The 24,580-nt window shown below is 66.5% G+C and carries 26 protein-coding genes; 13 read left to right on the forward strand and 13 right to left on the reverse strand.

The genetic code is table 11. The features are described 5' to 3' along the window. The first annotated feature begins 7 nt into the window (after positions 1-7). Both NAM01S_RS11535 and NAM01S_RS11540 read left to right on the forward strand, forming a co-directional pair. Positions 8-658: an SRPBCC family protein gene (locus tag NAM01S_RS11535; RefSeq protein ID WP_067783604.1), complete on the forward strand. Its 651-nt coding sequence runs from the start codon at positions 8-10 to the stop codon at positions 656-658. Next, the gene (locus tag NAM01S_RS11540; RefSeq protein ID WP_067783607.1) at positions 655-1,863 is read left to right on the forward strand and encodes a vWA domain-containing protein; all 1,209 of its coding nucleotides are present in this window, start codon (positions 655-657) and stop codon (positions 1,861-1,863) included. The genes NAM01S_RS11535 and NAM01S_RS11540 overlap by 4 nt, the downstream gene beginning before the upstream one ends. On the opposite strand, the gene NAM01S_RS11545 is transcribed toward NAM01S_RS11540, so the two are convergent. After that, positions 1,853-2,227, reverse strand: a complete 375-nt coding sequence (locus NAM01S_RS11545; protein ID WP_067783610.1) for a nitroreductase family deazaflavin-dependent oxidoreductase — start codon at positions 2,225-2,227, stop codon at positions 1,853-1,855. The genes NAM01S_RS11540 and NAM01S_RS11545 overlap by 11 nt on opposite strands. 143 nt (positions 2,228-2,370) lie before the next feature. Between NAM01S_RS11545 and NAM01S_RS11550 the strand changes: the two genes are divergently transcribed. Further along, positions 2,371-3,045 (forward strand): TetR/AcrR family transcriptional regulator, encoded by a 675-nt coding sequence (locus NAM01S_RS11550; protein WP_067783614.1) that lies wholly within the window; start codon positions 2,371-2,373, stop codon positions 3,043-3,045. Between the two features lie 6 nt (positions 3,046-3,051). On the opposite strand, the gene NAM01S_RS11555 is transcribed toward NAM01S_RS11550, so the two are convergent. Together NAM01S_RS11555 and NAM01S_RS11560 are read right to left on the reverse strand one after the other, a co-directional pair. Continuing rightward, positions 3,052-5,502, reverse strand: coding sequence for an FHA domain-containing protein (locus NAM01S_RS11555; protein WP_067783616.1), 2,451 nt, complete (start codon positions 5,500-5,502; stop codon positions 3,052-3,054). 206 nt (positions 5,503-5,708) lie between these two features. Continuing rightward, a complete protein-coding gene (locus NAM01S_RS11560; RefSeq protein WP_067783619.1) occupies positions 5,709-6,830 on the reverse strand; it encodes a PucR family transcriptional regulator in 1,122 nt (373 codons plus the stop codon). Between the two features lie 197 nt (positions 6,831-7,027). Here NAM01S_RS11560 and NAM01S_RS11565 point away from each other — a divergent pair, with 197 nt between their 5' ends. Further along, positions 7,028-7,417 carry a nuclear transport factor 2 family protein gene (locus tag NAM01S_RS11565; RefSeq protein ID WP_067783622.1) on the forward strand — a complete coding sequence of 130 codons (390 nt, stop codon included), beginning with the start codon at positions 7,028-7,030 and terminating at the stop codon, positions 7,415-7,417. Here the strand turns inward: NAM01S_RS11565 and NAM01S_RS11570 are convergent, their stop codons facing one another. The 3 genes from NAM01S_RS11570 to NAM01S_RS11580 form a co-directional block, all read right to left on the reverse strand. After that, positions 7,418-8,197, reverse strand: coding sequence for an enoyl-CoA hydratase-related protein (locus tag NAM01S_RS11570; protein WP_067783974.1), 780 nt, complete (start codon positions 8,195-8,197; stop codon positions 7,418-7,420). A 44-nt stretch (positions 8,198-8,241) separates the two neighbouring features. Next, positions 8,242-8,883: a hypothetical protein gene (locus tag NAM01S_RS11575; protein WP_067783625.1), complete on the reverse strand. Its 642-nt coding sequence runs from the start codon at positions 8,881-8,883 to the stop codon at positions 8,242-8,244. Positions 8,884-8,995: 112 nt separating this feature from the next. Further along, entirely contained in the window at positions 8,996-9,460 is a 465-nt protein-coding gene (locus tag NAM01S_RS11580; protein WP_067783628.1) for a hypothetical protein, read from the reverse strand. A gap of 389 nt (positions 9,461-9,849) precedes the next feature. Here NAM01S_RS11580 and NAM01S_RS11585 point away from each other — a divergent pair, with 389 nt between their 5' ends. The 4 genes from NAM01S_RS11585 to NAM01S_RS11600 are packed head-to-tail and all read left to right on the forward strand — an operon-like array spanning position 9,850 to position 14,671. Next, positions 9,850-10,902, forward strand: coding sequence for an NAD(P)-dependent alcohol dehydrogenase (locus NAM01S_RS11585; RefSeq protein ID WP_067783631.1), 1,053 nt, complete (start codon positions 9,850-9,852; stop codon positions 10,900-10,902). Positions 10,903-10,938: 36 nt separating this feature from the next. Beyond that, entirely contained in the window at positions 10,939-12,765 is a 1,827-nt protein-coding gene (locus NAM01S_RS11590; protein WP_067783633.1) for a glycoside hydrolase family 15 protein, read from the forward strand. Then, complete coding sequence (locus NAM01S_RS11595) at positions 12,762-14,132, forward strand: glucose-6-phosphate dehydrogenase (RefSeq protein WP_067783636.1); 1,371 nt, start codon at positions 12,762-12,764, stop codon at positions 14,130-14,132. Before NAM01S_RS11590 ends, NAM01S_RS11595 begins: the two co-directional genes overlap by 4 nt. A gap of 35 nt (positions 14,133-14,167) precedes the next feature. Continuing rightward, complete coding sequence (locus NAM01S_RS11600) at positions 14,168-14,671, forward strand: gluconokinase (protein WP_218018385.1); 504 nt, start codon at positions 14,168-14,170, stop codon at positions 14,669-14,671. Between the two features lie 103 nt (positions 14,672-14,774). On the opposite strand, the gene NAM01S_RS11605 is transcribed toward NAM01S_RS11600, so the two are convergent. Beyond that, positions 14,775-15,509, reverse strand: coding sequence for a cation efflux transmembrane domain-containing protein (locus NAM01S_RS11605; RefSeq protein ID WP_067783979.1), 735 nt, complete (start codon positions 15,507-15,509; stop codon positions 14,775-14,777). Next, positions 15,506-15,841, reverse strand: a complete 336-nt coding sequence (locus tag NAM01S_RS11610) for an ArsR/SmtB family transcription factor (RefSeq protein ID WP_067783644.1) — start codon at positions 15,839-15,841, stop codon at positions 15,506-15,508. Before NAM01S_RS11610 ends, NAM01S_RS11605 begins: the two co-directional genes overlap by 4 nt. A gap of 93 nt (positions 15,842-15,934) precedes the next feature. Here NAM01S_RS11610 and NAM01S_RS11615 point away from each other — a divergent pair, with 93 nt between their 5' ends. Then, positions 15,935-16,279, forward strand: a complete 345-nt coding sequence (locus tag NAM01S_RS11615) for a hypothetical protein (protein WP_067783647.1) — start codon at positions 15,935-15,937, stop codon at positions 16,277-16,279. A 61-nt stretch (positions 16,280-16,340) separates the two neighbouring features. Further along, positions 16,341-16,676: a YnfA family protein gene (locus NAM01S_RS11620; RefSeq protein ID WP_067783650.1), complete on the forward strand. Its 336-nt coding sequence runs from the start codon at positions 16,341-16,343 to the stop codon at positions 16,674-16,676. 18 nt (positions 16,677-16,694) lie between these two features. Here the strand turns inward: NAM01S_RS11620 and NAM01S_RS11625 are convergent, their stop codons facing one another. Beyond that, positions 16,695-17,417 (reverse strand): alpha/beta fold hydrolase, encoded by a 723-nt coding sequence (locus NAM01S_RS11625; protein ID WP_067783653.1) that lies wholly within the window; start codon positions 17,415-17,417, stop codon positions 16,695-16,697. Between the two features lie 261 nt (positions 17,418-17,678). Between NAM01S_RS11625 and NAM01S_RS11630 the strand changes: the two genes are divergently transcribed. Genes NAM01S_RS11630 through NAM01S_RS11640 form a run of 3 tightly spaced genes read left to right on the forward strand, consistent with a single transcriptional unit; the run spans position 17,679 to position 19,557 of the window. Next, positions 17,679-18,056 (forward strand): ArsR/SmtB family transcription factor, encoded by a 378-nt coding sequence (locus NAM01S_RS11630; RefSeq protein ID WP_067783656.1) that lies wholly within the window; start codon positions 17,679-17,681, stop codon positions 18,054-18,056. Continuing rightward, positions 18,053-19,150 carry an ACR3 family arsenite efflux transporter gene (arsB, locus tag NAM01S_RS11635; protein WP_067783658.1) on the forward strand — a complete coding sequence of 366 codons (1,098 nt, stop codon included), beginning with the start codon at positions 18,053-18,055 and terminating at the stop codon, positions 19,148-19,150. The genes NAM01S_RS11630 and arsB overlap by 4 nt, the downstream gene beginning before the upstream one ends. After that, the gene (locus NAM01S_RS11640) at positions 19,147-19,557 is read left to right on the forward strand and encodes an arsenate reductase ArsC (protein WP_067783661.1); all 411 of its coding nucleotides are present in this window, start codon (positions 19,147-19,149) and stop codon (positions 19,555-19,557) included. The genes arsB and NAM01S_RS11640 overlap by 4 nt, the downstream gene beginning before the upstream one ends. A 169-nt stretch (positions 19,558-19,726) precedes the next feature. On the opposite strand, the gene NAM01S_RS11645 is transcribed toward NAM01S_RS11640, so the two are convergent. Genes NAM01S_RS11645 through NAM01S_RS11660 form a run of 4 tightly spaced genes read right to left on the reverse strand, consistent with a single transcriptional unit; the run spans position 19,727 to position 24,580 of the window. Beyond that, on the reverse strand, positions 19,727-21,421 hold the full coding sequence (locus NAM01S_RS11645; RefSeq protein WP_084482853.1) for a phage tail tip lysozyme: 1,695 nt from the start codon (positions 21,419-21,421) through the stop codon (positions 19,727-19,729). After that, positions 21,408-22,754: a hypothetical protein gene (locus NAM01S_RS11650; RefSeq protein WP_157107704.1), complete on the reverse strand. Its 1,347-nt coding sequence runs from the start codon at positions 22,752-22,754 to the stop codon at positions 21,408-21,410. The genes NAM01S_RS11645 and NAM01S_RS11650 overlap by 14 nt, the downstream gene beginning before the upstream one ends. 6 nt (positions 22,755-22,760) lie before the next feature. Continuing rightward, the gene (locus tag NAM01S_RS11655) at positions 22,761-23,282 is read right to left on the reverse strand and encodes a hypothetical protein (RefSeq protein WP_067783671.1); all 522 of its coding nucleotides are present in this window, start codon (positions 23,280-23,282) and stop codon (positions 22,761-22,763) included. 41 nt (positions 23,283-23,323) lie between these two features. After that, positions 23,324-24,580, reverse strand: a complete 1,257-nt coding sequence (locus NAM01S_RS11660) for a hypothetical protein (protein ID WP_253798760.1) — start codon at positions 24,578-24,580, stop codon at positions 23,324-23,326.

Genomic DNA, 24,580 nt, shown 5'->3' on the forward strand with positions numbered 1-24,580 from the left:
TACTCCGATGAAGATCGCCAACGAGTTCACCGTCAACGCACCCGTCGAGCGGGCATGGGAGGTGCTGACCGACCTCGAACAGGTCGTCCCGCTCATGCCGGGCGCACAAATGGTGGGCTGGGAAGGAGACGACTTCCTCGGCAAGCTGAAGGTCAAAGTCGGTCCGGTGATCAGCGAATTCAGCGGGAAGGCGAATTTCGTCGAGCGCGACGAACACGACCATCGAGCCGTCATCAACGGCCGCGGCCGGGATTCCCGCGGATCCGGAAACGCCGCGGCGATCATCACCACACGGTTGCGTGAAGACGGCGACAAGACCCGTGTCAGCGTGGACACCGATCTCAAGATCGTCGGCAAGCTCGCGCAATTCGGCAGCGGGATGCTGCAGCAGGTGTCCGAGAAGATGATCGGTGAATTCGTCGCATCACTGGAAGCGAAACTGGCGGAGGGCGATTCGGCCGCGGTCGAGCCAACGGCCGAGGCGGAGAGCCGAGCAGCGCGGCTACAGCCTGTCGCGCAACCCGAGCAGGCGCCGCTGGACCTCGGAAATCTCGTCAGGTCGGCGTTGCTCGAGAAGTACGTGCCCGCGATCGCGTTCGCGCTCGCGGCCTTGATCGGAACCATTGTGCTACTCAAGCGAATACGTAGCAGACGATGACGCGGGCGGTCCTGCTGCGTGGCGTCGATCTGGCCGCCTTCGCGGTCGCGGTCGTCGCGCGGCTGCGACGCGGCGGGGTCGCGGTGGCGCCGAGCGGGCCCGCGCTGTACGTGCAGGCCTTGCGTCGCATGACGCCGCGATCGCGCCCCGAGCTCTACTGGGCCACGCGCCTCACGCTCGTGGATCGCATGCAGGATCTCGCCGCCTTCGACGCGGTCTTCGCGACGGTGTTCGCCGACGCGGTACTGGGGACGGACCCGCCGAGCCGAACGCACGGACTGCCTCCCGGACGCGCGACGGCCCCGGGTATGGGTGGTCGAGGGCAGCCTCGGCACGGCGGTGAAGTCCCTTGGGCGACACTGGGATCGGTAGCCGACGCCGATGGATCGACCGACCGGGGCGCCGCGCTGCCCGACGTGCTGCCGAGCCGATTCGCGGCGCGTGCACAGGAACCGTTCGCCCGCTTCGATCCGGACGATCTGCGCACCATCGGGACCTGGCTGGAACAGGCGGCGGCGCTCTGGCCCCAGCGCAGTAGCAGGCGCTACGAAAGCCATCCGCACGGCAAGCGGATCGACTTCCGCGCGACGATGAGCAACTCTCGCCGCACCGGCTGGGAGTCGGCGGTGCTCGTCCGCACCCGTCCCCGGCGTCGACGCCGCCGAATCGTCTTGATCTGCGACGTCAGCCGGTCGATGCAGCCGTACGCGACGATCTACCTGCATCTGATGCGGGCCGCGATGCTGCGCCACTCCCCCGATCGGCCCGAGGTCTTCGCCTTCTCCACCTCGCTGACCAGGCTGACCTCGGTGCTGGCGCACCGCTCCCCCGACGTCGCGGTGGCACGGGCCAACGACAAGGTTGTCGACCGCTACGGCGGCACGCACATCGGCCGATGCCTCGGCGCGCTGCTCGCGACGCCGTCCGGTGACGCGGTGCGCGGCGCCGTCGTCGTCATCGCCTCGGACGGCTGGGACAGCGACACCCCCGATGTTCTCGCCCGCGCGATGGCCCGTATCCGACGCCGTGCATGGCGGGTCATCTGGCTCAATCCTCGCGCGGGCGATCCTCGATTCGAGCCGACCACCGGTGCGATGGCGGCGGCCCTGCCGTTCTGCGACATCATGATGCCCGCGCACACGCTGGAAGGTATCGAGGCATTCGTGCGAGCTCTGGCGTCGTCGGTGGGTCCGGTCAGGCCGTGACCAAGTCCATGCGCAGGAACTCGGTGATGCGCAACAGCTTCGGTGGACGCGCCACCGAATCGGGCCAGACTTGGTACGCCTCCTCGACCCCCACCAAACGCGGGGCGGCGAGATCGATCTCCGTGCCGTCGACCCGGAGCCGCGCGCTGCCCGCCGCCAAAATATTGCGCACCCAGTCCGAGCCCGATCCGTACACCGGAACGAACAGGTAGCCGCCGTCGACGGGATGCGCGTCGAGCGGCGTGCGGTAGGTCGTGCCGGAGACTCGGCCGACGTGAATCAGGACGGGACGCTTCCCTCCGGCGATCGCGGGAGGATTGAACACCCGCTTGTTGATGTGCACCCACCACCTCGGCATCGGCATCGGTGATCTCCTTCTCTCGCCACGTGAGGGCATATCCAGGTCGTCCCGCCGAGATCGGCGGCTGCTGCAACCCGGGAAACTTACACCTGTAAGGCTGACTTACACCTGTAAGCTTGTCAACACCTTCGCACCCTGGAGACGTCATGCCCACACGCCAACCCCTCACCAGAGATCGCGTTCTCGACGCCGCGATCCGGGTCGCCGATCGCGGTGGGGCGGAGGCCATTTCGATGCGACGGGTAGCCAGGGAACTGGGCGTGGAGGCGATGTCGCTCTACAACCACGTACCGAACAAGGACGCGCTCCTCGACGGCGTCGTCGACGCGGTGTTCGCGGCGATCGAGCTACCCGACATCGAGTGCGCCGAGTGGCGCGAGGCGATCCGGGCGCGTTCGTACTCCGCGCGCACGGTCTTGTCACGACACAGCTGGGCTCTCGGGCTCATCGATTCGCGCCGAAATCCGGGACCGGCGACGTTGCGCCATCACAACGCGGTTCTCGGAGTCCTGCGGGAGGCGGGGTTCTCGCTGCCGATGGCCGCGCACGCCGTCTCGCTCATCGACAGCTATGTCAGCGGGTACGTCCTCCAGGAGGCGAACCTGCCGGTGCGGACTCCGGCCGATATGGCGGAAGTCGCGGGCAACCTTCTCGACCACCTGCCGACCCAGGAGTTGCCCTACCTGACGGAAATGATCGTCGACCACGCCCTGCAACCCGGCTACGACCACACGGGCGAGTTCGGCTTCGGGCTGGAGCTGATACTGGACGCGCTCGAAGCGCGCCGCGGAACGCACGCATCGGCGCCTTCGAGAGCGTGATAGTCGTCAGATCCGCGCGGGACGCGCGCCGCGGCGCCGTGGGCGCATCTGGTACAGGCGATACCAAGCCAGCGTGAGGAAGACGATCCCGAGGGCGGCGACGACTCCCATGTCGACAAGCCACGTTCCGATGCTGTGTTTCCACAGCGGATCGACCGCGCCCTCGTGCGGCGAGAGGGTGTCGAGGTCGAGGGTGGAGGCTCCCGCGGCGTATCCCCACCGCGACGGCGAAATGTAGGACAGTTGCTCCAGGACGGGTGTGCCGGGCAGTCGCACCAGCCCGCCGGTGAGCACCAGTTGCGCCATCGACAGCACGATCAGCAGCGGCAATGTCTTCTCGGAGGTGTTGACCGAAACCGACACGAGCAAGCCCAATGCAAGCGAGGTGATACCGAGCAGCGCCATCGCCAGAATCAGCTCCACCAAGACCGAGGTGAACAGCCCCTTGGGCGGCATGTCCACGCCGATGGTGCCGATCGAGACCAACACCACCGCCTGGATGGTGGTGATCACCCCGAGCACCAGCATCTTCGACATCAGGTAGACGCCGGCCGACAAGCCTGCCGCCCGTTCTCTGCCGTAGATCGTCTGCTCCTTGACGATCTCGCGAATCGAGTTGCCGGTGCCGACGAAGCACGCGGCGAACATCAGGATCATGAGCTTGGTCGGTGCGTCCGTGTTGGTTCCCGGCGCCCCGGCGAAACCCTGGCCCGGCGGCACCGCGGCGATCAAGCCGCCGAGCAGCACGGGCATCACACCGAGAAGCGCCAGATAGCTTCGGTCCGAGGCGATGACGGCCAGATACCGACGGCACAACGTGCTGAGCTGGCTGAGCTTGGACTGCGGCGCGGGCGGCGGCTCCGGTCGGCGCACCTCCGGCGGGCCGACCTCGTCGGTCAGTCCGACCGCCACGTACTGCTGGAAATACGGCGAATCACGGAACTCGCCCGCCCAGTCGCGCTCGGCCTCGCGTTCGAACGCCTGGAACACCTCGGCCCAGCTGCGCTGCCCGAAGTGCCGCAACCCGTCCGCGGGCGGACCGTAGTACGCCAGCCGACCGCCGGGCACCAGGACGAGCAGGCGGTCGCAGGCATCGAGATTCGCCACGCTGTGCGTCACCACGATGACGGTCCGCCCATCGTGCGCCAGCTCGGACAGCATCTCCATGACCGTCTTGTCCAGGCCGGGGTCGAGGCCGGAGGTCGGTTCGTCGAGGAACAGCAGCGACGGCTTGGTCAGCAATTCCAGCGCCACGTTCACCCGTTTGCGCTGTCCTCCCGAGAGCCGATCGATGCGGGTGTCGGCGTGCCGCGCCAAGCCGAGTTCCTCGAGGACCTCGTCGACCCGCTGCTCGCGCTCCTCGCGGCGGGTGTCGCCGGGGAAGCGCAGTTCGGCCGCGTAGAGCAGGGCGCGCCGGGTCTGCAGTTGGTTGTGCAGGATGTCTTCCTGTGGGACCAGGCCGATCCGGTGCCGGAGCTCGTCGTAGTTGGTGTACAGGTCGCGTCCGTCGTAGCGCACCGTGCCTTCTGTGGCCGGTCGCAACCCGGTGACCGCGCCGAGGAGCGTCGACTTGCCCGCTCCGCTGGGTCCGATGACGCCGACGAGCGAGCGATGCGGGATGGGGAAGCTCACCCCGTCGAGAATTACTTTGCCCTCACCTGTGCGCACGATGAGGTTCTGCACCGAGACCGAGACGTCACCGGTGTCGACGTACTCGCGCAGTTCGTCGCCGACCAGGCGGGCCGTGGTGTGCCCCATGCTGATCAGATCGGATTCGGAGAGGTCGGCGGCGTCGACCCGGGAACCGTTGACGTAGGTGCCGTTGTGGCTGCCGAGGTCGACGATCCGGTACTTGCCGTCGCCGATCGTCCGCAACTCGGCGTGATGGCGGGAGACCATGAGGTCGGACACGACGATGTCGTTGTCGGCGGCGCGGCCGATCCGCAGCGGGCTCGAGGTGATCTTTACGACCGAGCTGGGGTCGGCGGACGGAGCCAAGGGTCGCGCGATCGCCCGCTCGCCCGTCACGAACTTGGTGACCGTCGCTTCGTCGTCGAGCTGGTAGCCGGGATCGGGGACGATCATCGTGTCTCCGCCGGGGCCGCCATCGGTCTCGTGGCCGGGTGGCGCTTCCACCGAGCAGGTCAACTGCTCGCCGTCCCTGGCGTGGCCGAGCTGGAACGTCTCGTCTCGGTCGATCACCATGCGCTCGACGCGTTTACCGTCGAAATAGATACCGTTGCGGCTGCCTGCGTCCTCGATTTCCCACCCGTTCGATCCGCGTTCCAGAACCGCGTGCACCGCGGATACTCGGGGATCGGTCACCACGATGTCGGCTGCGGGATCGCGACCGACGTTGTATTGGCCACCGGCGCGTAGCCGATAGACGCGTTCCCTCGTCTGCACCACCAGAACCGGCGCCTCGGGGAATTCCGTGGAGGACGGTTCATCCGCCATAACGGGAGTATACGACCGTGGCGCACCGCGCCCGCGATTGTCGGCCACCGCTGTCCGATTCGAAGCCGCCGCACGTCACCGGCCACAATAAAAGGAGAAAATCACGGTGTGAGTACGCGATTCGATCTCGATACGAAACCGGATGCGCGGAATGGACACCGAATGTTATCCAATTCCACGGTCTGTGCGGAGATGTTGAAGTCTGATCACGATTTGTCGCCGGGCGCCTGAAGCAGCCGTGTTTGCAGTGCCAGATACAGCAACGCCGTATCGGCAGGAACCGCGAAGTCCGTGCCGGTGAGTCGCTCGATTCGCTTGAGGCGATGCAGGACTGTATTGCGGTGCAGGTGCAGCCGCTCCCCGACCGCCGACGTGGAGCCGCCGAGTTCGTACCAGGCCAGGGCGGTCCGCACGAGAGCATCGGCGTCGTCGGGATGGAGTCGGTCGAACGCGGCGAGGGCGTCCGAGAGAACGTCCGCGGCGAGTCCGGGATTCGCCGCGATCAGCGCACGCGCCGGGGACGAGGCATAGGTGTGGACTCCGGTGTCCGCCTCGCTCAGGCATCGGAAGGCGAGACGTGCTTGGTCGAGTGCGGTGGGCGTGGCCACGAGGTCGGTGAACGGCTTGCTCGCACCGGCTCGCGTTCGCACGGTGTCCAGCGCGCGGTGCAGCGTGGCAGGCGAGACCGCGGCGGCAAGGGTGACTCGGTCCTCGGCGAGACGGGTGCGCACGGTGGTGACCCCGGTCGCGGCCAGGCGCATGTCGCCGACCACGACGACGAACGTGGCTCCGGGGGGCAGGCGCATCCTGCTGCCCAAGTCCGCACGCTGCGTCGGCGGGAAGCTCGGATCCAGCAGCGCCCGCAGCAACCGTTGATCGGGTTGTTCGGTCCCCGCGACCACTACACGCCGGTAGGCGTCGGCCGCCGCGACGGAATACTCGTCGACGGTGGCCCACATCAGCGTGGACAGCTGAGGTAGCGCGGGACGGTCGTCGTGATCGGCGCGTTCGACGATGATGTCCCAGAACGCCAAGCCCGCGAGGCGGAAGGCGTGCAGCAAACTGTCCAGCGGGATGCCACGTTCGGCCTTGAGGCGACCGGCTCCGCGAGCGGGTTCCAGCGAATACGGCCCTCCGCCAAGGGCATCCAGCAGCGCCGCGAGGCTGTCGGCAACGAGGACGGACAATTCGTGATGATCGAGTGCGGCGTCGCCGTAGTCCCCGTCGTCGTTTTCGATTCTGGCGGTGACCTTTTCGGCGATCGCGGCGAGATCCGCGCGCAGCTCGCGAAGGAGGCGCGGGCGCTCGGCGTGCGTGTTCTGGGTCACTGCGGTCAACCTAGCGCCCGTTGTGTCTGCGCACAACGGAGACGTTCGAAGAGGAGGCGCGCGCCCGTCGCCACGACGGACGGCTCCCCGCGACACTGAAGTCCCTGAGTGGCCACAGCGTCCAGAGTGACTCGCGCAGAACACCTCTCAGGTCACATCGACGAAAACGACTGCTACTGCGATCGGAGTTGGCCCCCATGACCACTGCCACGCGCGAATTGTTCGAGCGCTACCACGCGTGCTGGGCGGACCGCGACCCGGACCGAATCATCGAACTCCACACCGCCGACTCGGTATTCCACCTGCACTCGGGCCAGGAACCCGCCCGAGGCCGCGCCGCCATCCGCGAGGCCGCGGCGGGAACCTTCGCCCTGGTTCCCGACCTGACCTTCCAGCTGATCTCCTTGCGCGTCGGAGACGATTTCTGGGTGGTCCAATGGCAGCTGACCGGAACCTCGGCCGCCGGCAATCGCGTGTGCGTCGACCTCGCGGACTATGTCCTCGTCGAGGACGGTGCCGTCAAGGAGAAGCACTCCTACGTCGACGGGGTCGCCATGCAGGCCGCGCTCACGCCGCAGCCCAGCTGACTAATCGGGCCACACGGGTGGGCGCTTCGCCAGGAAGGCGGCCATCCCTTCGCGGGCGCCGGGTACTTGGGCGGCGGCGGCCATGACTTCGAGGGCGAGCGCGTAGGCGTCCGCTTCGGGGCGGTCGAGTTGGGCGTAGAGGGTGCGTTTGCCGAGGGCCTTGCTGGCCCGGCTGCCCCGGGTCGCGCGGGCGAGCAGCTCGTCCACGGCCGTGTCCAGCTCGGCGTCCGGCACCGCGCGGTTGATCAGGCCCCACCGTTCGGCGGTGCGGGCGTCGATCGGGTCGCCGGTGAGGGCCAGTTCCATCAGCCGTTTGCGGCCGACCGAGCGAGCCACCGGCACCGCGGGCGTGTGGCAGAACCAGCCGCCCTTGCCGCCGGGCAGCGCGAAACCGGCCGATTCGGCGGCGACGGCCAGATCGCAGGAGGCCACCAGCTGGCAGCCCGCGGCCGTGGCCAGACCGTGCACCCGGGCGATCACTACTTGCGGCACCGACTGGATGGTCGACATGAGTTCGGTGCACAGCGTGAGCAGTTCCCGCACGCCGAGCAGGTCGCGGGCGGCGACATCGGCGAAATCGTGTCCGGCGGAGAACACCGGGCCCTGTGCCCCGAGCACGATCCCGGTGGCGTCGGTTTCGCCCGCGGCTCGGAACGAGGCGAGCAGTTCGGCCAGGTGCTCACCCGACAGCGCGTTGCGTCGGTCCGGCCGGTTCATGGTGATGCGCACCGTGTCGCCGTCCCGCGCGACCAGCACGTGCCGATACTCCAAGGCGGTCATATCTCCACCGTAGAGCTCCATGAGGGACCGGCACGAGTCTTGTTTCAGCCGCGGTGCGGCCCAGGGTCGTTCGGACGCGGTCCCGTCGCGGGATTGTTCCACGAAGTGGGTGCGTCGGGTCCTGCCGTGTCGGCCGCGCGGCGCTGCCTGTCCGCTTCGGCGGCTCTGGCATCGACCTCGCGTCGCGCGAAAGCGATATCGCGTGGGCTCCGCACCGACAACCGGCCGAGCGAGGTCGCGGCGAAGAACAGGATCAGCGCGCCGAGACCGTAGAAGTAGGTCAGTTGCAGCGCCGCGCGCTTCCAGTCGGACGTGGCGACCGGATCACCGACGTTCCCGATTCCCAGCGGGTCAGCCAGTAGCGGCCCGATGACGAACCAGAACCCGGCCGCCACTCCCAGCCACGCGCCGAAGCTCGCCACCAGACGGTTGCGGCTCACCAACATGAGCAGTCCGCCGATGACCGCGGCGGCGCCGGGCAGTACTTCGAGCCACCCACGCGCCGCGGTCCACACCCACGGCTCGTCCGGAGTGAAGGCGAAATCGAAGTACGGCCCGAGGAACGGGATGAGCGCACCCCAGACGCCCAGCAGGAGTACCGCGAGCCCGCCGACGGCGCCCCGGCTACGCGGAATCCGGAGCGGGCGCCCGCGATCGGCGGGCACATTGGCATGGGTGTCCCTCATGACGCCTCCATTCGTCGAGGTAGGTGCATTGACCGCCTACCCCTTGTGCACCGCGATACGCACGAACGCCGCGGGCGGGTCCGCAGCCGCCGCGTGACCGGACCCGCGCGTTCTAGCCGCCGAAGCCCACCAGGGCGGAGGCGAGGTCCGGGACTTCCAGCACCTCCAGTGCCTGCTGACGGACGTCGGGGCAGGTCTGCGTGGTGACCGTGTCGACGATCGTCTTGTCCTGGACGACGTCGTCGGTCAGCTCGTTGCGGGCCGCCCAGTTCTGCACGGTTCCGTTGAAGGTGGTCTTGGCGATCGTCGAACCCTGGTCGCGCCAGTTGTCGAGTTCGGGCTCGATCATGTCGCACAGTTGCTGACTGGCTTCGGAGCTGATCTCGGCGCCATTCGTAGGCGAGGTCGCCGGGGTGGTGGTCGGCTGTGTCGTCGTCATGGGCAGTGTGGTCATGGGGGTGGTTGTGTCCTGCGCGGCGTCGTCGCCGTTGTCACCGCAGCCGGTGAGGACGATGCTCGCGGCCACTGTCCCGGCGACGAGAACGGAGCGGGTAATTCGACTCCGATTGGCGATCATGTCATCTCCTTCTGGTCGAGTCGTTAGGTCTCCCGATCGGGAGCCCAGGGGAACACCGTTCAGCATTGGATGCTCGAGCGTTGGACATCTCTGACAACTCGGATTCTGTGACACGACTTCGTCGACATCGTGTACCCGGCCTGGGACTCGGCGCGCTCGAGACAAGTGGATCGCGGGATTGAAAGCCGAGCCGTTCGACCGGGTGCGAGGCAGTTCATCGGAATTGTGCCGGGCAAGCGGGCAACTCGTGGCGCATTCCGGAGATTTCTCGTGGAGATCCCGTGGTGGTAACAATCGTTGGTGGCCGCGTGCAAAGCTGCTAAATTTGCCGAGATTCGCCGTCGACATGCCCGTTTCTACGACCTCGAACGTCAGGGAGAGGCAGGACGATGAAGGCGTTCGTCATGAAGGAGATCGGGTCGGTGGGGTTCACCGAGAAACCCGTTCCGGAGCCCGGCCCATTCGACGCCGTCGTGCGGACCACAACGGCCCTCATTTGCACCTCCGACTCGCATACCGTCCAGGGCGGTATCGGTCCACGCGAGAACCTGACCTTGGGTCACGAGGCCGTTGGCGTCGTGCACGCGGTCGGCAGCGAGGTGCGGCACATTCGTCCGAACGACCGCGTCCTTGCCGGTGCGATCACCCCGGATTGGGGCGATGCGGCCGCGCAGAACGGGTTCCCCTCGCAATCGGGTGGACCGCTCGGCGGCTTCAAATTCGCGAACTCCAAGGATGGCGTCTTCGCCGAGTACTTTCACGTCAACGATGCCGACGCCAATCTCGCCGTCATCCCGGACGGTATTCCGGACGAGTGGGCGGTGTACTGCTCCGACATGCTGTCGACCGGATTCATGGGCGCGGAGAAGGGCAACATCCCGATCGGCGGCACCGTGGCGGTCCTGGCTCAGGGGCCGGTCGGCTTGATGTCGACGGCGGGAGCGAAATTGCGGGGCGCCGGTCTGATCATCGGCGTGGAGTCGGTACCGGCGCGTCAAGCGTTGGCGCGCAGGTACGGTGCCGGCGAGATCATCGATTTCACGAGCGAGGACGTCGTCGAGCGGGTGCTCGAACTGACCGGCGGTGAGGGCGTCGACACCGCGATCGAAGCGCTCGGCGCCGACGTCACGTTCCAGACCGCGGTGAAGATCACCAAGCCGGGCGGAACGATCTCCAACGTCGGATATTTCGGCGACGGAGAATTCGTCCGAATCCCCCGGGTGGAATGGGGAGTCGGCATGGCGGACAAGACGATCGCGACCGGACTGTGTCCGGGCGGGCGGCTCCGTATGGAGCGTCTGCTGCGCATCCTGGAGTCCGGCCAGGTCGATCCGACGCCGATGACGACACACGAATTCGCTTTCGACGACATGGAGCAGGCGTTCGAGGTGTCGGACAAGAAACTCGACGACGTCGTGAAGGTGCTGATTCGTTTCGGCTGAGCAGGCCACTTGACCTTCTTCTGGGGAAGAGCTGAGATGCACGATCCCGATCCACCATTCAGGCCGATTCGCCGCCGAGACGGGTACCTCCCGCTCGAGGACTACGGACTGATCGGAGACGGCGCGACGGCCGCTCTCGCCGGCGTGGACGGCACTATTCCTTGGCTGTGCATTCCCAGGTTCGACGCGGAGCCACTGTTCTGCGGACTGCTCGATCACGCGCGTGGCGGAACGTTCACCGTCGCCCCGGCGAACGTGCTCGAAGGCCGTCAGCGGTATCAACCCGACACCGGCGTCCTGGAAACCGAGATGCGCTGTGCCACCGGCGTCGTCCGGCTGTCCGATGCGATGGCTGTGCGCTCCGGCGCCGACCTGCGCGACGACGCTCCGGCCAACCGCGCCGAACTCGTTCGCTCCGCGATCGTCGTCGACGGACACGTCCGGGTGAACGTGGATGTCGCACCGCGCGGCGGTGGCGAGGTCAGGCCGGTGTTCAGCGGTCTCGAGATCCGCGCGAAATCGCAACCGGGCCTGCGCCTGCATCTGCGCGGCAACCGGCCGCTGACCGGCCTGCACAGCACCTACGACCTGGAACAGGGAGAACGGCTGGACCTGGTGCTGTCCTGGGGACGGTTCCATCGACACCATCGGTTCGACGCCTCGTCGATGCTGCACGACACCGCGAGCGCCTGGCGATTCTGGTTGACGGGCTGCAGCTACGACGGTCCGCGAGAACCTCTGGTCCGGCGCGCCGCGATCACCCTCAAACTGTGCGACCACTGGGTCAACGGCTCCGTCGTCGCCGCACCCACCTCCTCGCTCCCCGCGCCGATCGGCGGCGTCCGCAACTGGGACTACCGCTATGTCTGGATTCGCGACGCGTCCTACGCCGTATATGCCTTGCGGCGCATCGGCTTTCACGGTGAGGCCGACGCGTTCCTCGGATGGGTTCTCGACGCGTTCGAACGCAGCGACGGACTTCGCATCATGTACGACATCGACGGCGACCCCGTGCCCGACGAGACCGAGGCCGCCGATCTGGAAGGCTACCGGCGCTCGGCTCCCGTCCGCTGGGGTAACGGGGCCGCCGACCAACGCCAGCACGACCTCTACGGCGAGATTCTCGACTGCGCCGACCAGTGGCTGCGCTCCGGCGGGGAGATTCAGCCAGACCTGTGGCCGAGCCTGGCTCGCTTGGCGGATGCGGCCGGTCGATCATGGGAGGAACCGGATCAAGGCATCTGGGAAGTGCGCAGCCGAGGCCGTGCGTTCACCTACAGTGCCGCACTGTGCGAGGTCGCGCTGGATCGAGCCGCCTCGATCGGCGAACGCTTCCGTCTGCCAGGGCCGGTCGGCACGTGGCGCGCGACCGCCGCGCACATCCGCGAATCCATCCTGAAACGCGCGTGGGACGAACGCGCGCAGACACTCAGCGCACATCTCGACGGCGGTGGCGCCGTGGATGCCAGCCTGCTGGCGCTGCCCCTACGGCATGTCGTCCCCGCCGGTCACCCGCGCATGGTGGCGACAACCGCGGCCGTGGCCGATCGCCTCGGCGCCGGAAACGGTTTGCTGTACCGCTATCTGCACGACGAATCACCCGACGGCCTGCCGGGTGACGAGGGCGCCTTCGTCCTGTGCAGTTTTTGGCTGGTCGACAACCTGACCATGCAAGGCCGCATCGAGGAAGCCGAGCAGCTCTACGACTCACTGTGCGATCGCGCAAGCACACTGGGCCTGTTCTCCGAACAGATCGATCCCTCCACCGGTGCGTTCATGGGCAACTTCCCTCAGGCGTTCAGCCACATCGGCGTCATCGCCAGTGGTGTGAACCTCGCACGCGCGAAGGCGGACCGACGATGATCCAACGACTCGTCATCTTCGGCGGCACAGGCGATCTGACCGGACGCTATCTCCTGCCGGGCCTGGCCGCATTGCACGGGGCCGGCGAACTCGATACGCGTTTCGAGCTCGTCTGCGCGGATCTGAAAGATTGGGACGACAAGCAGTTCCGGGCATGGGTCGCCGACCAACTCGACCAGCATGCAGCGAATACGGAAGGCGTGAGCAGACGAGCGATCACCGCCGCCGCACGATACCGGCGAGCCGACATCCAGAATCCGCTCGAGGTGGCCGAGGCGATCGCCGGTGCGGGTCCGGTGGCTGTCTATCTGGCGCTGGCTCCGGCGTTGTTCCCCATGGCGATCCGAACGCTGCACGACGCGCACCTGCCCGACGGCAGCCGGATCGTGCTCGAGAAACCGTTCGGCGTCGACCTCGCCAGCGCCGAGACCCTCAATCAACTGCTGGCGGATCTGGTACCGGAACAGGCAGTCTTCCGGGTGGACCACTTTCTCGCCATGACGACCGTGCAGAACCTGCTCGGCAGCAGGCTGGCCAATCGCGTCCTCGAATCCCTGTGGAACAGTGCGCATATCGCCAAGGTCGAGATCACCTGGGACGAGACGCTCACGGTCGAGGGCAGGGCCGGGTACTACGACAATGTCGGGGCGCTCGAGGACATGGTGCAGAACCATCTCCTGCAATTGCTGTGCCTGGTGGCCATGGAGCCGCCGATCTCGGTGTCCGAACGGGATCTGCGCGACCGCAAGCTCGACGTGCTGCGGTCGATACGGCCCCTCACCGACGACGACATACCGCACCGCACCCGGCGGGCCCGCTACAGCGCGGGCACGATCGGCGATCGCAGTGTCCCGTCCTATGTCGACGAGCCCGGTGTCGACCCGCAACGGTGCACCGAGACTTTCGCCGAAATCGAACTGGCACTTGACAATTGGCGATGGTCGGGAACGTCCTTCGTGCTGCGCACCGGCAAAGCCCTCGGCGCCGACCGCAAGGAGGTCGCGGTCCACTTTCGTCCCGTCCCCCACTTGCCCTTCGGCCACGATGGGTCGACCGCGCCGAACATCCTGCGCTTCACGCTCGACCCCGAAAGCCTCACCCTCGCCCTGACGGTCGTAGGGCCCACCGCGGGGACTCTGGTCCCGCTCAGCATGACGGCACCGATTCAACCACCGGAACTTCCCGCCTACGGACGGCTCCTGCTGGACGTTCTGATCGGAAACGCGGCCCTGTCCATCCGCGGCGACGAAGCCGAACAGGCGTGGCGGGTTGTCACTCCGATCATCTCCGCCTGGTCCCGCGACCTCGTGCCTCTCGACCACTACCCGGCGGGCTCGGTCGTCCCGCCCCGCGCCCACCGCCTATGAATCCGTCGGACCATCCCCCGCAGTGCGTCGTCGTCATGGGTGTTTCCGGAACCGGGAAGACGACGATCGCTCGCCTTCTGGCGAGCAGACTCGGCATCCCCTTCGCCGACGCGGACGATTTCCACCCGCCTGCCAACATCGCCAAAATGTCCTCGGGCGCCCCGCTGGACGACGCCGATCGCGAACCCTGGCTCACCGATGTCGGCCGGTGGCTGCGCGACCGATACACCGCGGGCACCGGCGGCGTGGTCGCCTGCTCGGCGCTCAAACGGCGCTACCGCGACATACTCCACGCCTCAGCCCCGCCGGTGTTCTTCCTGCTCCTGACCGCCGACCGCGAACAACTGATCGAGCGGATGACGAAGCGCGGGGATCACTACATGCCCCTGTCGCTGCTCGATTCCCAACTGGACGCGCTCGAACCATTGCAACCCAGCGAACAGGGCGCCGTCCTCTCGGCCGATCGAGCGCCCGAGGACATCGCCGAGGCGGCGGTCGTGCTTTTCCGAAAAGCCGCTGGCGCATCGGGAGCCGGATAACTCCAAGTCCTGACGGCGACTTTCGGCGGACACGTACTCCGTAGTCGCTGTGCGGTCGCGCCAATGCCGGGCAGGTCTGCGGATACTCGGCGAGGCCGGGACCTCAGCGGTCCTTCTCGCCGGAGTCGTCGCAGCAGTCGCAGGCGTGCTCGTCCGTCGCGGTGGTACCGAGCAGCGCGGTCGGTGTGGGACAGCAGGTGTCGCCTCGCCACGCGTTGCGGCCTTCTTTCACCGCGATCGCGGCGATGACGAGCGCGGCGACCGGGTCGGCCCATGCCCAGCCGAAGAGGCTGTTGAGCAGCAGACCGATCAGCAGGACCGCCGAAAGGTAGGTGCACAGCAGGGTTTGCTTGGAATCGGCTACCGCGGAGGCGGATCCGAGTTCGCGCCCGGCGCGGCGCTGCGCCCACGACAGCACCGGCATGACGACCAGGCTGACCGCGGCCAGCGTGATGCCGATCGGCGAGTGCCGCGCGTCGCCGATACCGAGCAGACCGCGGACCGACTCGACGGTGACGTAGGCGGCGAGGGCGAAAAAGGAGAACGCGATGATTCGCAGCGCGATCTTCTCTCGTCGCTCCGGGTCGCGGCCGGCGAACTGCCAGGCCACCGCCGCGGCCGAGGACACCTCGATCACCGAATCGAGGCCGAACCCGATCAGTGCGGTCGAGGACACCCGAGCGCCCTCGGTGAGCGCGATGACCGCCTCGATCACGTTGTAGGAGATCGTCGCGGCGACGAACCACCGAATCCGCCGCGCCAGCACCGCCTTACGGTCCTGGCTCGGCCCCACTGAGACCGCGGACGGTAGCGAGGGCATTCCGAGCGAGGCCATCAGCAGCAGCCTTCGGTGTCGGAGTCCGGGCAGCAAGCCGGGTCGACCGCCAGCACAAGGCCGAGCAGGTCGTCGAGCGCGGCCGCGATGCGGGCGTCGGCGAGTTCGTAGCGGCTGCGGCGGCCCTCCGGGACCGCGACCACCAACCCGCACCCGCGCAGACACGCGAGATGGTTGGACAAGATCTGGCGGGTGACACCGATCCGCTCGGCCAGCTCCGACGGATATCCCGGCTGGTGGCGCAGGTTCAGCAGGATCTGGGTGCGGGTCGGATCCGACAGTGCGTGGCCGAACCGGGCGAGCGCGTCGGTGTGCAGCACCGGCAGAATCTCCATACGTCAACAGTACATTAGAATCTGTATTCAGAAAATATTGGATCGTTGTTCGGGGTTGCCTCCTGTACTCGGGTACAGGCTTACCGTCGAAACATGACGGTCTCTCCTGAAAACGAGGGCTGGGTGCCGGACGCTTGCACCCTGCCCACCGCGGAACAGCCGACCCGGATCGCCGAGTTCGACCGGCTCTTCGCCGAATCCGCGCGCACCGCCCGCCGGACGGGCCCGGGCCGGCTCGAACTCGTGCTGGATCCGGCCGCCGAGCCGGTCGCCCGCGACCTGGCGGCGCGGGAGTCCAGTTGCTGCTCGTTCTTCAACTTCGACTTCGCCACCACCGAAGCCGGTCTCGTGATGGGCGTCGGCGTTCCCGACACCTACGTCGACGTGCTCGACGCCTTCGCCGCCCGCGCGGACACCGCGATCGGCGGCCCCCGGTGACCACGCTGCGGACCAGCGAACTCGCCGCGGCCGCCTGAATTCAGGCACTTAGGCTCGGCCCATGACCGTGCTGCGCTCGATACTGCTGTTCGCCTTCGCCGCCGTCGCCGAGATCGGCGGCGCCTGGCTGGTCTGGCAGGGCGTACGCGAGCACCGCGGGTGGGCCTGGATCGGCGCGGGTGTCATCGCCTTGGGCATCTACGGCTTCGTCGCCACCTTGCAACCCGACGCCAACTTCGGGCGCATCCTCGCCGCGTACGGCGGGGTGTTCGTCGCGGGCTCCCTGCTGTGGGGCATGGCGCTGGACGGGTTCCGCCCCGACCGGTGGGACGTGATCGGCGCCGCCATCTGCCTGCTCGGCGTCGCCGTCATCATGTACGCGCCTCGCGTCGCCTGACCCCGGGATACGCGGGGTTCAGTGCCGAGCCGCGGCCCGCATGACGAGTTCGGCCACGTCCGCCGGACGCGAGACCGCGACGGCATGTGAGGCGGTGACCTCGACCGTGGTCGCGTTCGCCCGTTCGGCCATGTTCCGCTGCGCCTCGATCGGGATGTTCTTGTCCTCGGTCGTGAGCAACGCGTAGGTCGGCAAGTCGCGCCAAGCGGTGGCCGACGGGCCTTCCTGCAGGGCGGCGAGCGCGACGGGACGCTGGGTGATGCCCATCAGCTCGCCGGTCGCGGCTGGTGTATCCGCGGCGAACTGGGTATGGAAAGCGTCCTGGCGAATGTAGAGCTCGGTGCCGGTCGAACCGTCGGGCAGGGGGTAGGTAGCCGGACGGGTGGTCGGGCCGAGAGTGGAGCCGGGGAACTTGTCGGTGAGTTCCAGGGCGCTCTCGCCGATGTCGGGAATGAAGGCCGCGATGTAGACCAGCGCGGTGACGTTCGGCTTACCCGCGGCGGCCACGGTGATGACGCTGCCACCGTAAGAATGGCCGACCAGTACACAGTCGCCTTCGATCGAGTCGAGGACGGAGGCGATGTACGCCGCGTCGCTGTCGAGGCCGCGCAATGGGTTGGCCGCCGCGATCACCGATATTCCTGCGGCGCGCAGCCTTTCGACGACGCCGTTCCAGCTCGACGAGTCGGCGAAGGCGCCGTGGACGAGGACGACGGTGGGACTGATGTTTTCGTTGCCCATGGAACGACTCCTTGTGGATCAGGTTCTGAATCGGCAGATCTCGGCCGTGCGAGGTGTTGCTGTGCGGCATTCAGTTTCGGCCGCCGACGCCGACGGCGCCCCTCTCCGCGGGCCGTAAATGCCTCCGATCAGGACAAGCCTTTGCGGTTCCGCGGCTACACCGCCAGGTGAACCCGTCGCGCGGAATCGTTGCTGGAGTATCCGCGGTGTTCGCCCGCTGTTCGTTTGCCATCCTGCATCGATATCGGTCAATATAGATTCATGTCGAAGTCGCAGTTGCCGATCGTTCCGGTGCAGTCGTGTACGGCCGCGCCGATCGTGCGTGAACCGCTGACCGCGCAGACCGCCGCCGAGTTGGCGGCGGTGTTCAAAGCGCTGTCGGATCCGATGCGGCTACGGCTGCTGAGTGCGATTGCTTCGCGCGCCGGGCAGGAAGCGTGTGTGTGCGAGCTGTCCGAAGGCATCGATCTGACCCAGCCGACGATCTCGCATCACCTGAAGGTGCTGCGCGAGGCGGGGCTGCTGGCCAGTGAGCGCCGCGCTTCCTGGGTGTACTACCGGGTGATTCCCGAAGCGCTGCAACGCTTGTCGGAGGTGCTGCTGGTCGAAAGCGGCGCCGCCGCTGAGGCGAACGCGTGAGCGCCGAGGCCGCAGCGCAAGATCATGCGGTGGTAGCGAAGCTGTCCACGCTGGATAGGTTCCTGCCGGTATGGATCGGCGCAGCGATGGCCGGCGGGCTGCTGCTGGGACGCGTCGTCCCCGGTTTGGGGGACGCGTTGAGCGCGGTGGAGATCGACGGCATCTCGCTGCCGATCGCGGTCGGGTTGCTGATCATGATGTACCCGGTTCTGGCGAAGGTCCGCTACGACCGCCTCGACGCTGTGACCGGCGACCGGAAGCTGCTGATCGGATCGCTGGTACTGAACTGGGTGCTCGGTCCGGCGTTGATGTTCGCGCTGGCATGGCTGCTGCTGCCGGACCTGCCTGAGTATCGGACCGGGTTGATCATCGTCGGATTGGCGCGCTGCATCGCGATGGTCGTCATCTGGAACGACCTGGCCCGCGGCGACCGCGAAGCCGCCGCGGTGCTGGTGGCACTGAACTCGCTGTTCCAGGTGCTCATGTTCGCCGTGCTCGGCTGGTTCTACTTGTCAGTGCTGCCCGGCTGGCTGGGCCTGGAGCAGACAACCATCGACACCTCACCGTGGCAGATCGCGAAGTCGGTGCTGATCTTCCTCGGGATCCCGCTGCTCGCGGGCTATCTGACCCGGCGCTTCGGCGAACGGGCCAAGGGCCGGGAGTGGCACGAGTCCACGCTGCTGCCGCGGATCGGGCCGTGGGCGCTCTACGGACTGCTGTTCACGATCGTCATCCTGTTCGCTTTGCAGGGGCGCCAGATCACCTCCCAGCCGTGGGATGTCGTGCGGATCGCGATTCCGCTGCTGGCCTACTTCGCGATCATGTGGGGCGGTGGTTACCTCCTCGGCGCCGGCCTCGGCCTCGGCTACGCCCGCACCACCACGCTGGCGTTCACCGCCGCGGGCAACAACTTCGAACTGGCCATCGCCGTCGCCATCGCCACCTACGGCGCCGCGTCCGGGCAGGCGCTGGCCGGAGTCGTCGGCCCCCTCGTCGAAGTACCCGTCCTCGTCGGCCTGGTGTATGTCTCCCTGGCGCTGCGCGACCGGTTCCGCACCCATCACCACGACCTGAAAGCGACCGTCGCATCATGACCGCCGAACCCAGCGTGCTGTTCGTCTGCGTCCACAACGCCGGACGTTCCCAGATGGCCGCCGGATTCCTCGCCCACCTCGCCGGTGACGCCATCGAAGTCCGCTCCGCCGGAAGCGCTCCCGCCGACACCGTCAACCCCGTCGCTGTCGAAGCCATGGCCGAGGTGGGCATCGACATCTCCGACCAGCACCCGAAGATCCTCACCCCCGACACCGTCGAAACCTCCACCGTGGTCGTCACCATGGGCTGCGGCGACGCCTGCCCCTACTTCCCCGGTATCGACTACCGCGACTGGAAACTCGACGACCCCGCCGGACAAGACCTCGACGCCGTCCGCCCCATTCGGGACGAAATCCGCAGGCGCGTCCAAGAACTCGTCGCCGAACTGGTACCCGGTCTGCGGTAGACCGCTTCGGCCCGATGGCACGCACCCACCGCTGAAATTGTGATGGTGGGTGGACAGAGCGGCTCTCAGTGACGAGTTCCTGGCCCGGCGGCGACTTGTGCTGGTCTGGGCACCTCGTCCCGGTGGCACTGATCGGTCATGATTCGTGGACGTTGCTCCGTCTACCGTGTCACGCCAGCTGCGACGCACGGTAGACCGCCAACGCGTGCTTCGCCAGGGCTCGACGCTTCGCGAAGACCTGCTGCACCCGTGGCTCGGTTTTCGGTAGCCGGCGCCGGTCCTGCAGGATCACGCCGGGTATTTCGAATCGATAGACAACGTCGTCGGATGCGGCGTCGACGGTGACGCCGGGCATCCTGAGGGCGCGGTACACGGACGGATACGACCCACGCAGCTCAGTGTCCAGATAGTCCACCTGCGCATCGAGATCGAAGAGGATCGCGGCGCCGAGCTGTCGTCCCCGGAACATATGTCGGAACAACCCATCGCGCCGATTCGGGCTGGTCCACTGCGCGATCCCGACACCGGGCCGCCGGGGGCCACGCTTGGCCGCGAAGTCGCGGTTCTGCACCTGCTCCGGTGTGAAGTCGGTGAGCTGACCCGCGAAGTTCATAGCCCGCATGGGCGCGCTCGGGGAACTGCCCTCGATCCGATTCGGTTGTAGGCCGGATTCAGCGATCAGGTTGCCCACGATGCCCGCCGCGGCGTTGACCGGGTAGCCGTAGTCGTTCACCAGCAACATCATTACACGCACTATGCGGGCCTCGGGTGCATCGGGCTCCACCGGTCCACGAGGCATCGAGCGGGGCTGCGCGACGCGCTCGGGGGGACTCGTCGGCACCGAGCGAAGGCCGCGAGCCAACTCCTCGGGCGTGACGTTGATCTGGAAATGCATTGTGTCCTTGATGGTTCGCCACCGGCCTCCCCATGCGAAAACTTGATGATCATCGACAGTACGAATCGCTTCCACCGCAGCGACTTGATCGGGTGTGAAACTGGTGTCGGCCCGCCCTTCGGCAACATCCCGGCAACGCCCTTCTTTGGTCCTCTCCGCCGAGAAGCGGACCAGCCGCTTGTCAGGTGTCGCTCGGTTCACGTTGCAGCTTGGAGCTGTGGGGTCTATATCGATGGCCAGCCCGTACGCGTGGAGAGACCGTGTCGTCTGCCCAGCAATGTTGCGGCAGTTGTAAACCCATGCGCGGTGGACGTTGTAGCCCGTCGCGACGAGAGCCTGCTCCAGTGCTCGCCACGCCTCGATTGTTGCGGGATTGACCAGGGTGTCCCAGCGCCCGAACAACCGCAGCGGCACCATACGCTCCTTGGCACATGCATAGTCGTGCCATGCGCTTCGAAGCTCCTGCGAGGTTCGAACAAGCGGGCGATTCCGGGGTATTTCGAAGTCGGTGTCGTTCGCTCGTGCGGTGCGGCCGGCGGTCTCGGCAGGGATCGCCGCTTCGAAGACGGCGTGGCGCGCAAACTCCTCCGCCTCGAACAGCTCGTCGGCCAGGTCCTCATGTCGCACGTCGTGTTTCGGCTGGTCCTCGAAGTGCGCGATATTGACACTCGCCGTCTCTGGTTCGAATTCCTCTTCGTCGTAGGGCGATTCCCACTCGGAGAGTTCTTCCTCATTCTCGTGGGGATGTTTGTACTCAGCGAACTCGGCCAGGTCATCACCGAAATCCTCAGCGGAGGCGTAGTGCGCGGCGGTGTTGGAAAACTCTTCGGAACCTCCGGAGCGGTCTACCTCGCCTACCAGAGTTGTTTCGGGGGCCAAGATATCCGCTCGCAGCGGCCATGCCGGTGCGCTCCAGACAGGAGGTTCGATGGCTTCCGGTACCGGCGACTGCTGATCAACTGTGCTCATACTCACCTGCTCGGCGCCATGCGGGAACACCGTCGCGCGTAGCGGCGATCTGGCCAGGGAGCCCGGCGAACGCTGCGCCCGTTGGGAGCCGGGTCGGCTGCGCGGCTCTACCGCGAGCAGTACGAGTAGTAACGGCGAGATCCTTGACGCGTTCTCCGGTCGCGGACTGCCACAGATCGATGACCCGGGTCATCGCAGTCGGAAACGGCGGATTGGGGAGCCCGAACGAATTGAAGAGCACGCTGGCGTTGGCCGGCGTGCTGAACACGTCCAGTTCGATGAACCAGATCAACGGCGACAGCAGATCCGAGAGCTCGAACAGTTCACGCGCACTGCGGGTCGGGGCGATCCCGACATGTGCGCCGATCGATGAAAGCCGGTCAGCGGGGTTGCCCCCCACGCCCGCAGTGGCTTTGAGATCGGCAACAACCGAGGTATCGGACTCCACTGTGAGGTGGAACCAGCTGAGCATGCAGACATAAGCGAACTCTTCGCGGGCCAACATCCCACCGCGTCGGCGCTGACGGAGTAGCTCGCCCAATGTTTGGCAAAGATAGGCAACGTAGGCGGGGTCGGTCGGGTTCGCACCGACTGCGTTTTTGTCGTTTTCGATACCGAGCCATACCTGCCGAAGCAGCTCGTTCCACAGCTCGAGAAATCGCGTATTGGTGCCGGTTCCCACGTCGATTTTCCATGGCTGAGCTTCGGATTTCCCGGCGAGCGGGAAAGGCAGATCGAATCCGAACATCCGCCAGTACGCGTTGCGGCGGTTGACTCTCGCATCAGGTCGCAGCGAGCTGGTCAAGCCACCGATCTGGAACAGCGGCGGATCCCGGAAGAAGAGCTCTTCGGTGTTCCGAAGCCAAACCAGGGTTTGGACCGAGGGCGCGTCCAGACTCTCTCCCACGAGATAGCGACGTACGACCTCGCCCAGAATGTCGACAATCCGCGTACTTTCGATCAAGTAGGCGTAGATCAGGTGGTCCCACGGCCACGGAAACGTGGAGCCGAGTTGGTCGGCTGCCGACAAGACGAAGTCGGGTGGCACAGGACCAGGTGGCACAGCACCGGGGCCCGGACCGATTCCGGAGCGCAGATCGTCGAGGAGAGCTTGCGGCAGCTGCAATCTGCGATCGACATCCGCGGTACCGAGCGGCGCGAGCGGCGGCGGTAACCCCCACGCCGCAAGGCCACCGCTCCCCCATATCTCCTCTAGCCAGCGACTTAGTTGTAGCGGATGGATGCCGAAGACATACTCTGCGTCGGCGGGCCCGGCAGGAGGAGGAAACGCCAAACTTGGATTCACACTCAACTGAGCGAGTAGGCGAAACATGTCGGATCACTCCTGAGGGGTGTTGTCGGACTCGTATCTGGCAGGTTCAGTGGTCACCACGTACTGGGATTTACGAAATGGTATTCCGAAGCGGAGCGGTTTCTGATCGATGTCGTCGATCTGCACGTTGATCACATCACCGACGTTCGGCACGATGAACTGCCCATTTGAACGATTTGCCAATGGGTGACGCTTTTCTTTTACCTCCTTGTCCTCGCGATACGTCACCAGTACCGAATGTGCGTTTTCTGGCACGCTTTCCTCCCTGACCAGAAGATAGAACGTATTGTTGGAAGCGACGATGAGGGTTGGTGGCGGCATCAGCGCGACATCCGCGAGCTGGGGGCGGCGTTCGAAGCCACCTAGAGCATTGAGCAGGGCACGAAAACGAAGCTCGACTCTCGCCTGATCCCGCGTCATCGGAGGCTGCGCACTGCCGATGGTCAAGAGCGCCTTCGTTTGCGCCTTCAACGCGTCGGTCAATTGCTGGATGAGATAGTCCTGTCCGTTGCTCGAGTCTGTGTTCATGTCCGTTGTCCTCTCGCGATTCCCCTGGCAACTTCGCGCCGTCACGCCGCCATGCCCTGCGGGCCACCGACCCGGCGCAGCCAATCCTGGATATCGGTCGGCGACGTCCCGGCCAGCGCGGTCGGAGACATCGACTGATCGCGCAGCACGGTCCACGCCAGAATCCGCATGGCCTCCAGGCGCTGCAAATAGCTGGAGCTGTGCAGCGAGCGCCCGCTCCGCTGAGCCAGTCGATGCAGGTCGGCGGGCGCCACTCGACGCGGATCGACCAGGGCGGATAGTGAACGACCGCCGAAGGCGCGCATAGGTATTCGAGTGCAAACATCGACGAGTTCCGGGAGGTGAGACATCGTGCCGCGGGCAACGGCCGCCGCCTCCACCGGCGCGTCCTCCAGCGGATGCCGTGCGGCCCAAACCCTTCCGAGGTCGTCCCACGGTCCCGATCCGAACCAGCTGCGGCACAAGGCAACTCCGAGCTGAACTCGAATCCAGCCGAAAGGGTGCGGATCGCCGAACGGCATCCGAAACACAGCCCGCGTCGGTCCGTCGACCACATTGGCCAGCGCAGGCAGCGGTGCGTAGCCGAGCAGCGCGAAGGCGTACACATCGGCTGCCACCTCGCTCGCCCATCCCCGCCACGTTTCGGCCATCAACTCACTGGCCGGACGCAGCTTCGCGTACATCGCGTCGCCGAGTTCCGGTACCCAGCCGATCAGATGGGCCACCTGATGGCCCGTCTCGTGAACGAGCGACGTCGGCTGACGCAGGTTGTGATGGGTGATCTTGATTGCCGCGACAGGGGATAGTGACGCGTCCCACAAACGGACGTTGGCACGCAGAATCGACGCGCCGAGGCCCTTGTCGAGATAGCAGAGAACCGGGGGAACGCCGATACCCAACTGACCGAGCACGCGGTCCATGCTGTCCACCGCGAGGGCGTCGAGCCCGCGCAGCAAGGCACCGATTCGCGGATTGGTCCGCGTGTTGATGGCGTCGGCATAGAAATCGATCACGGTTTCGGCCTGAACGTAGCGGCGCCGCAATGTCCCGACGGCGCGCCGGACGGCGGCAAGCCCGTCTTCGTCCGTCGCGAGCGACAGCGCGACTCTGGTTTGGGTGGCTAGCGCCGCGCAGGCGAGGGCCACGTTCCGGAGACTGTCGCGCAGGCGAAGGCCGAGGTAGGACTCGAGCGCCACCCAGGCAGACGGTGCCGCGACCATATCGAGGTCGGCCAGCGCCTCGGCGGCGCACCTCCAATGACGAATCTCGCTCTCGAGCGTCGTACGCTCGAGCTTCAC

This window comes from Nocardia amikacinitolerans NBRC 108937, from assembly GCF_001612615.1.
Lineage (GTDB): Bacteria > Actinomycetota > Actinomycetes > Mycobacteriales > Mycobacteriaceae > Nocardia > Nocardia amikacinitolerans.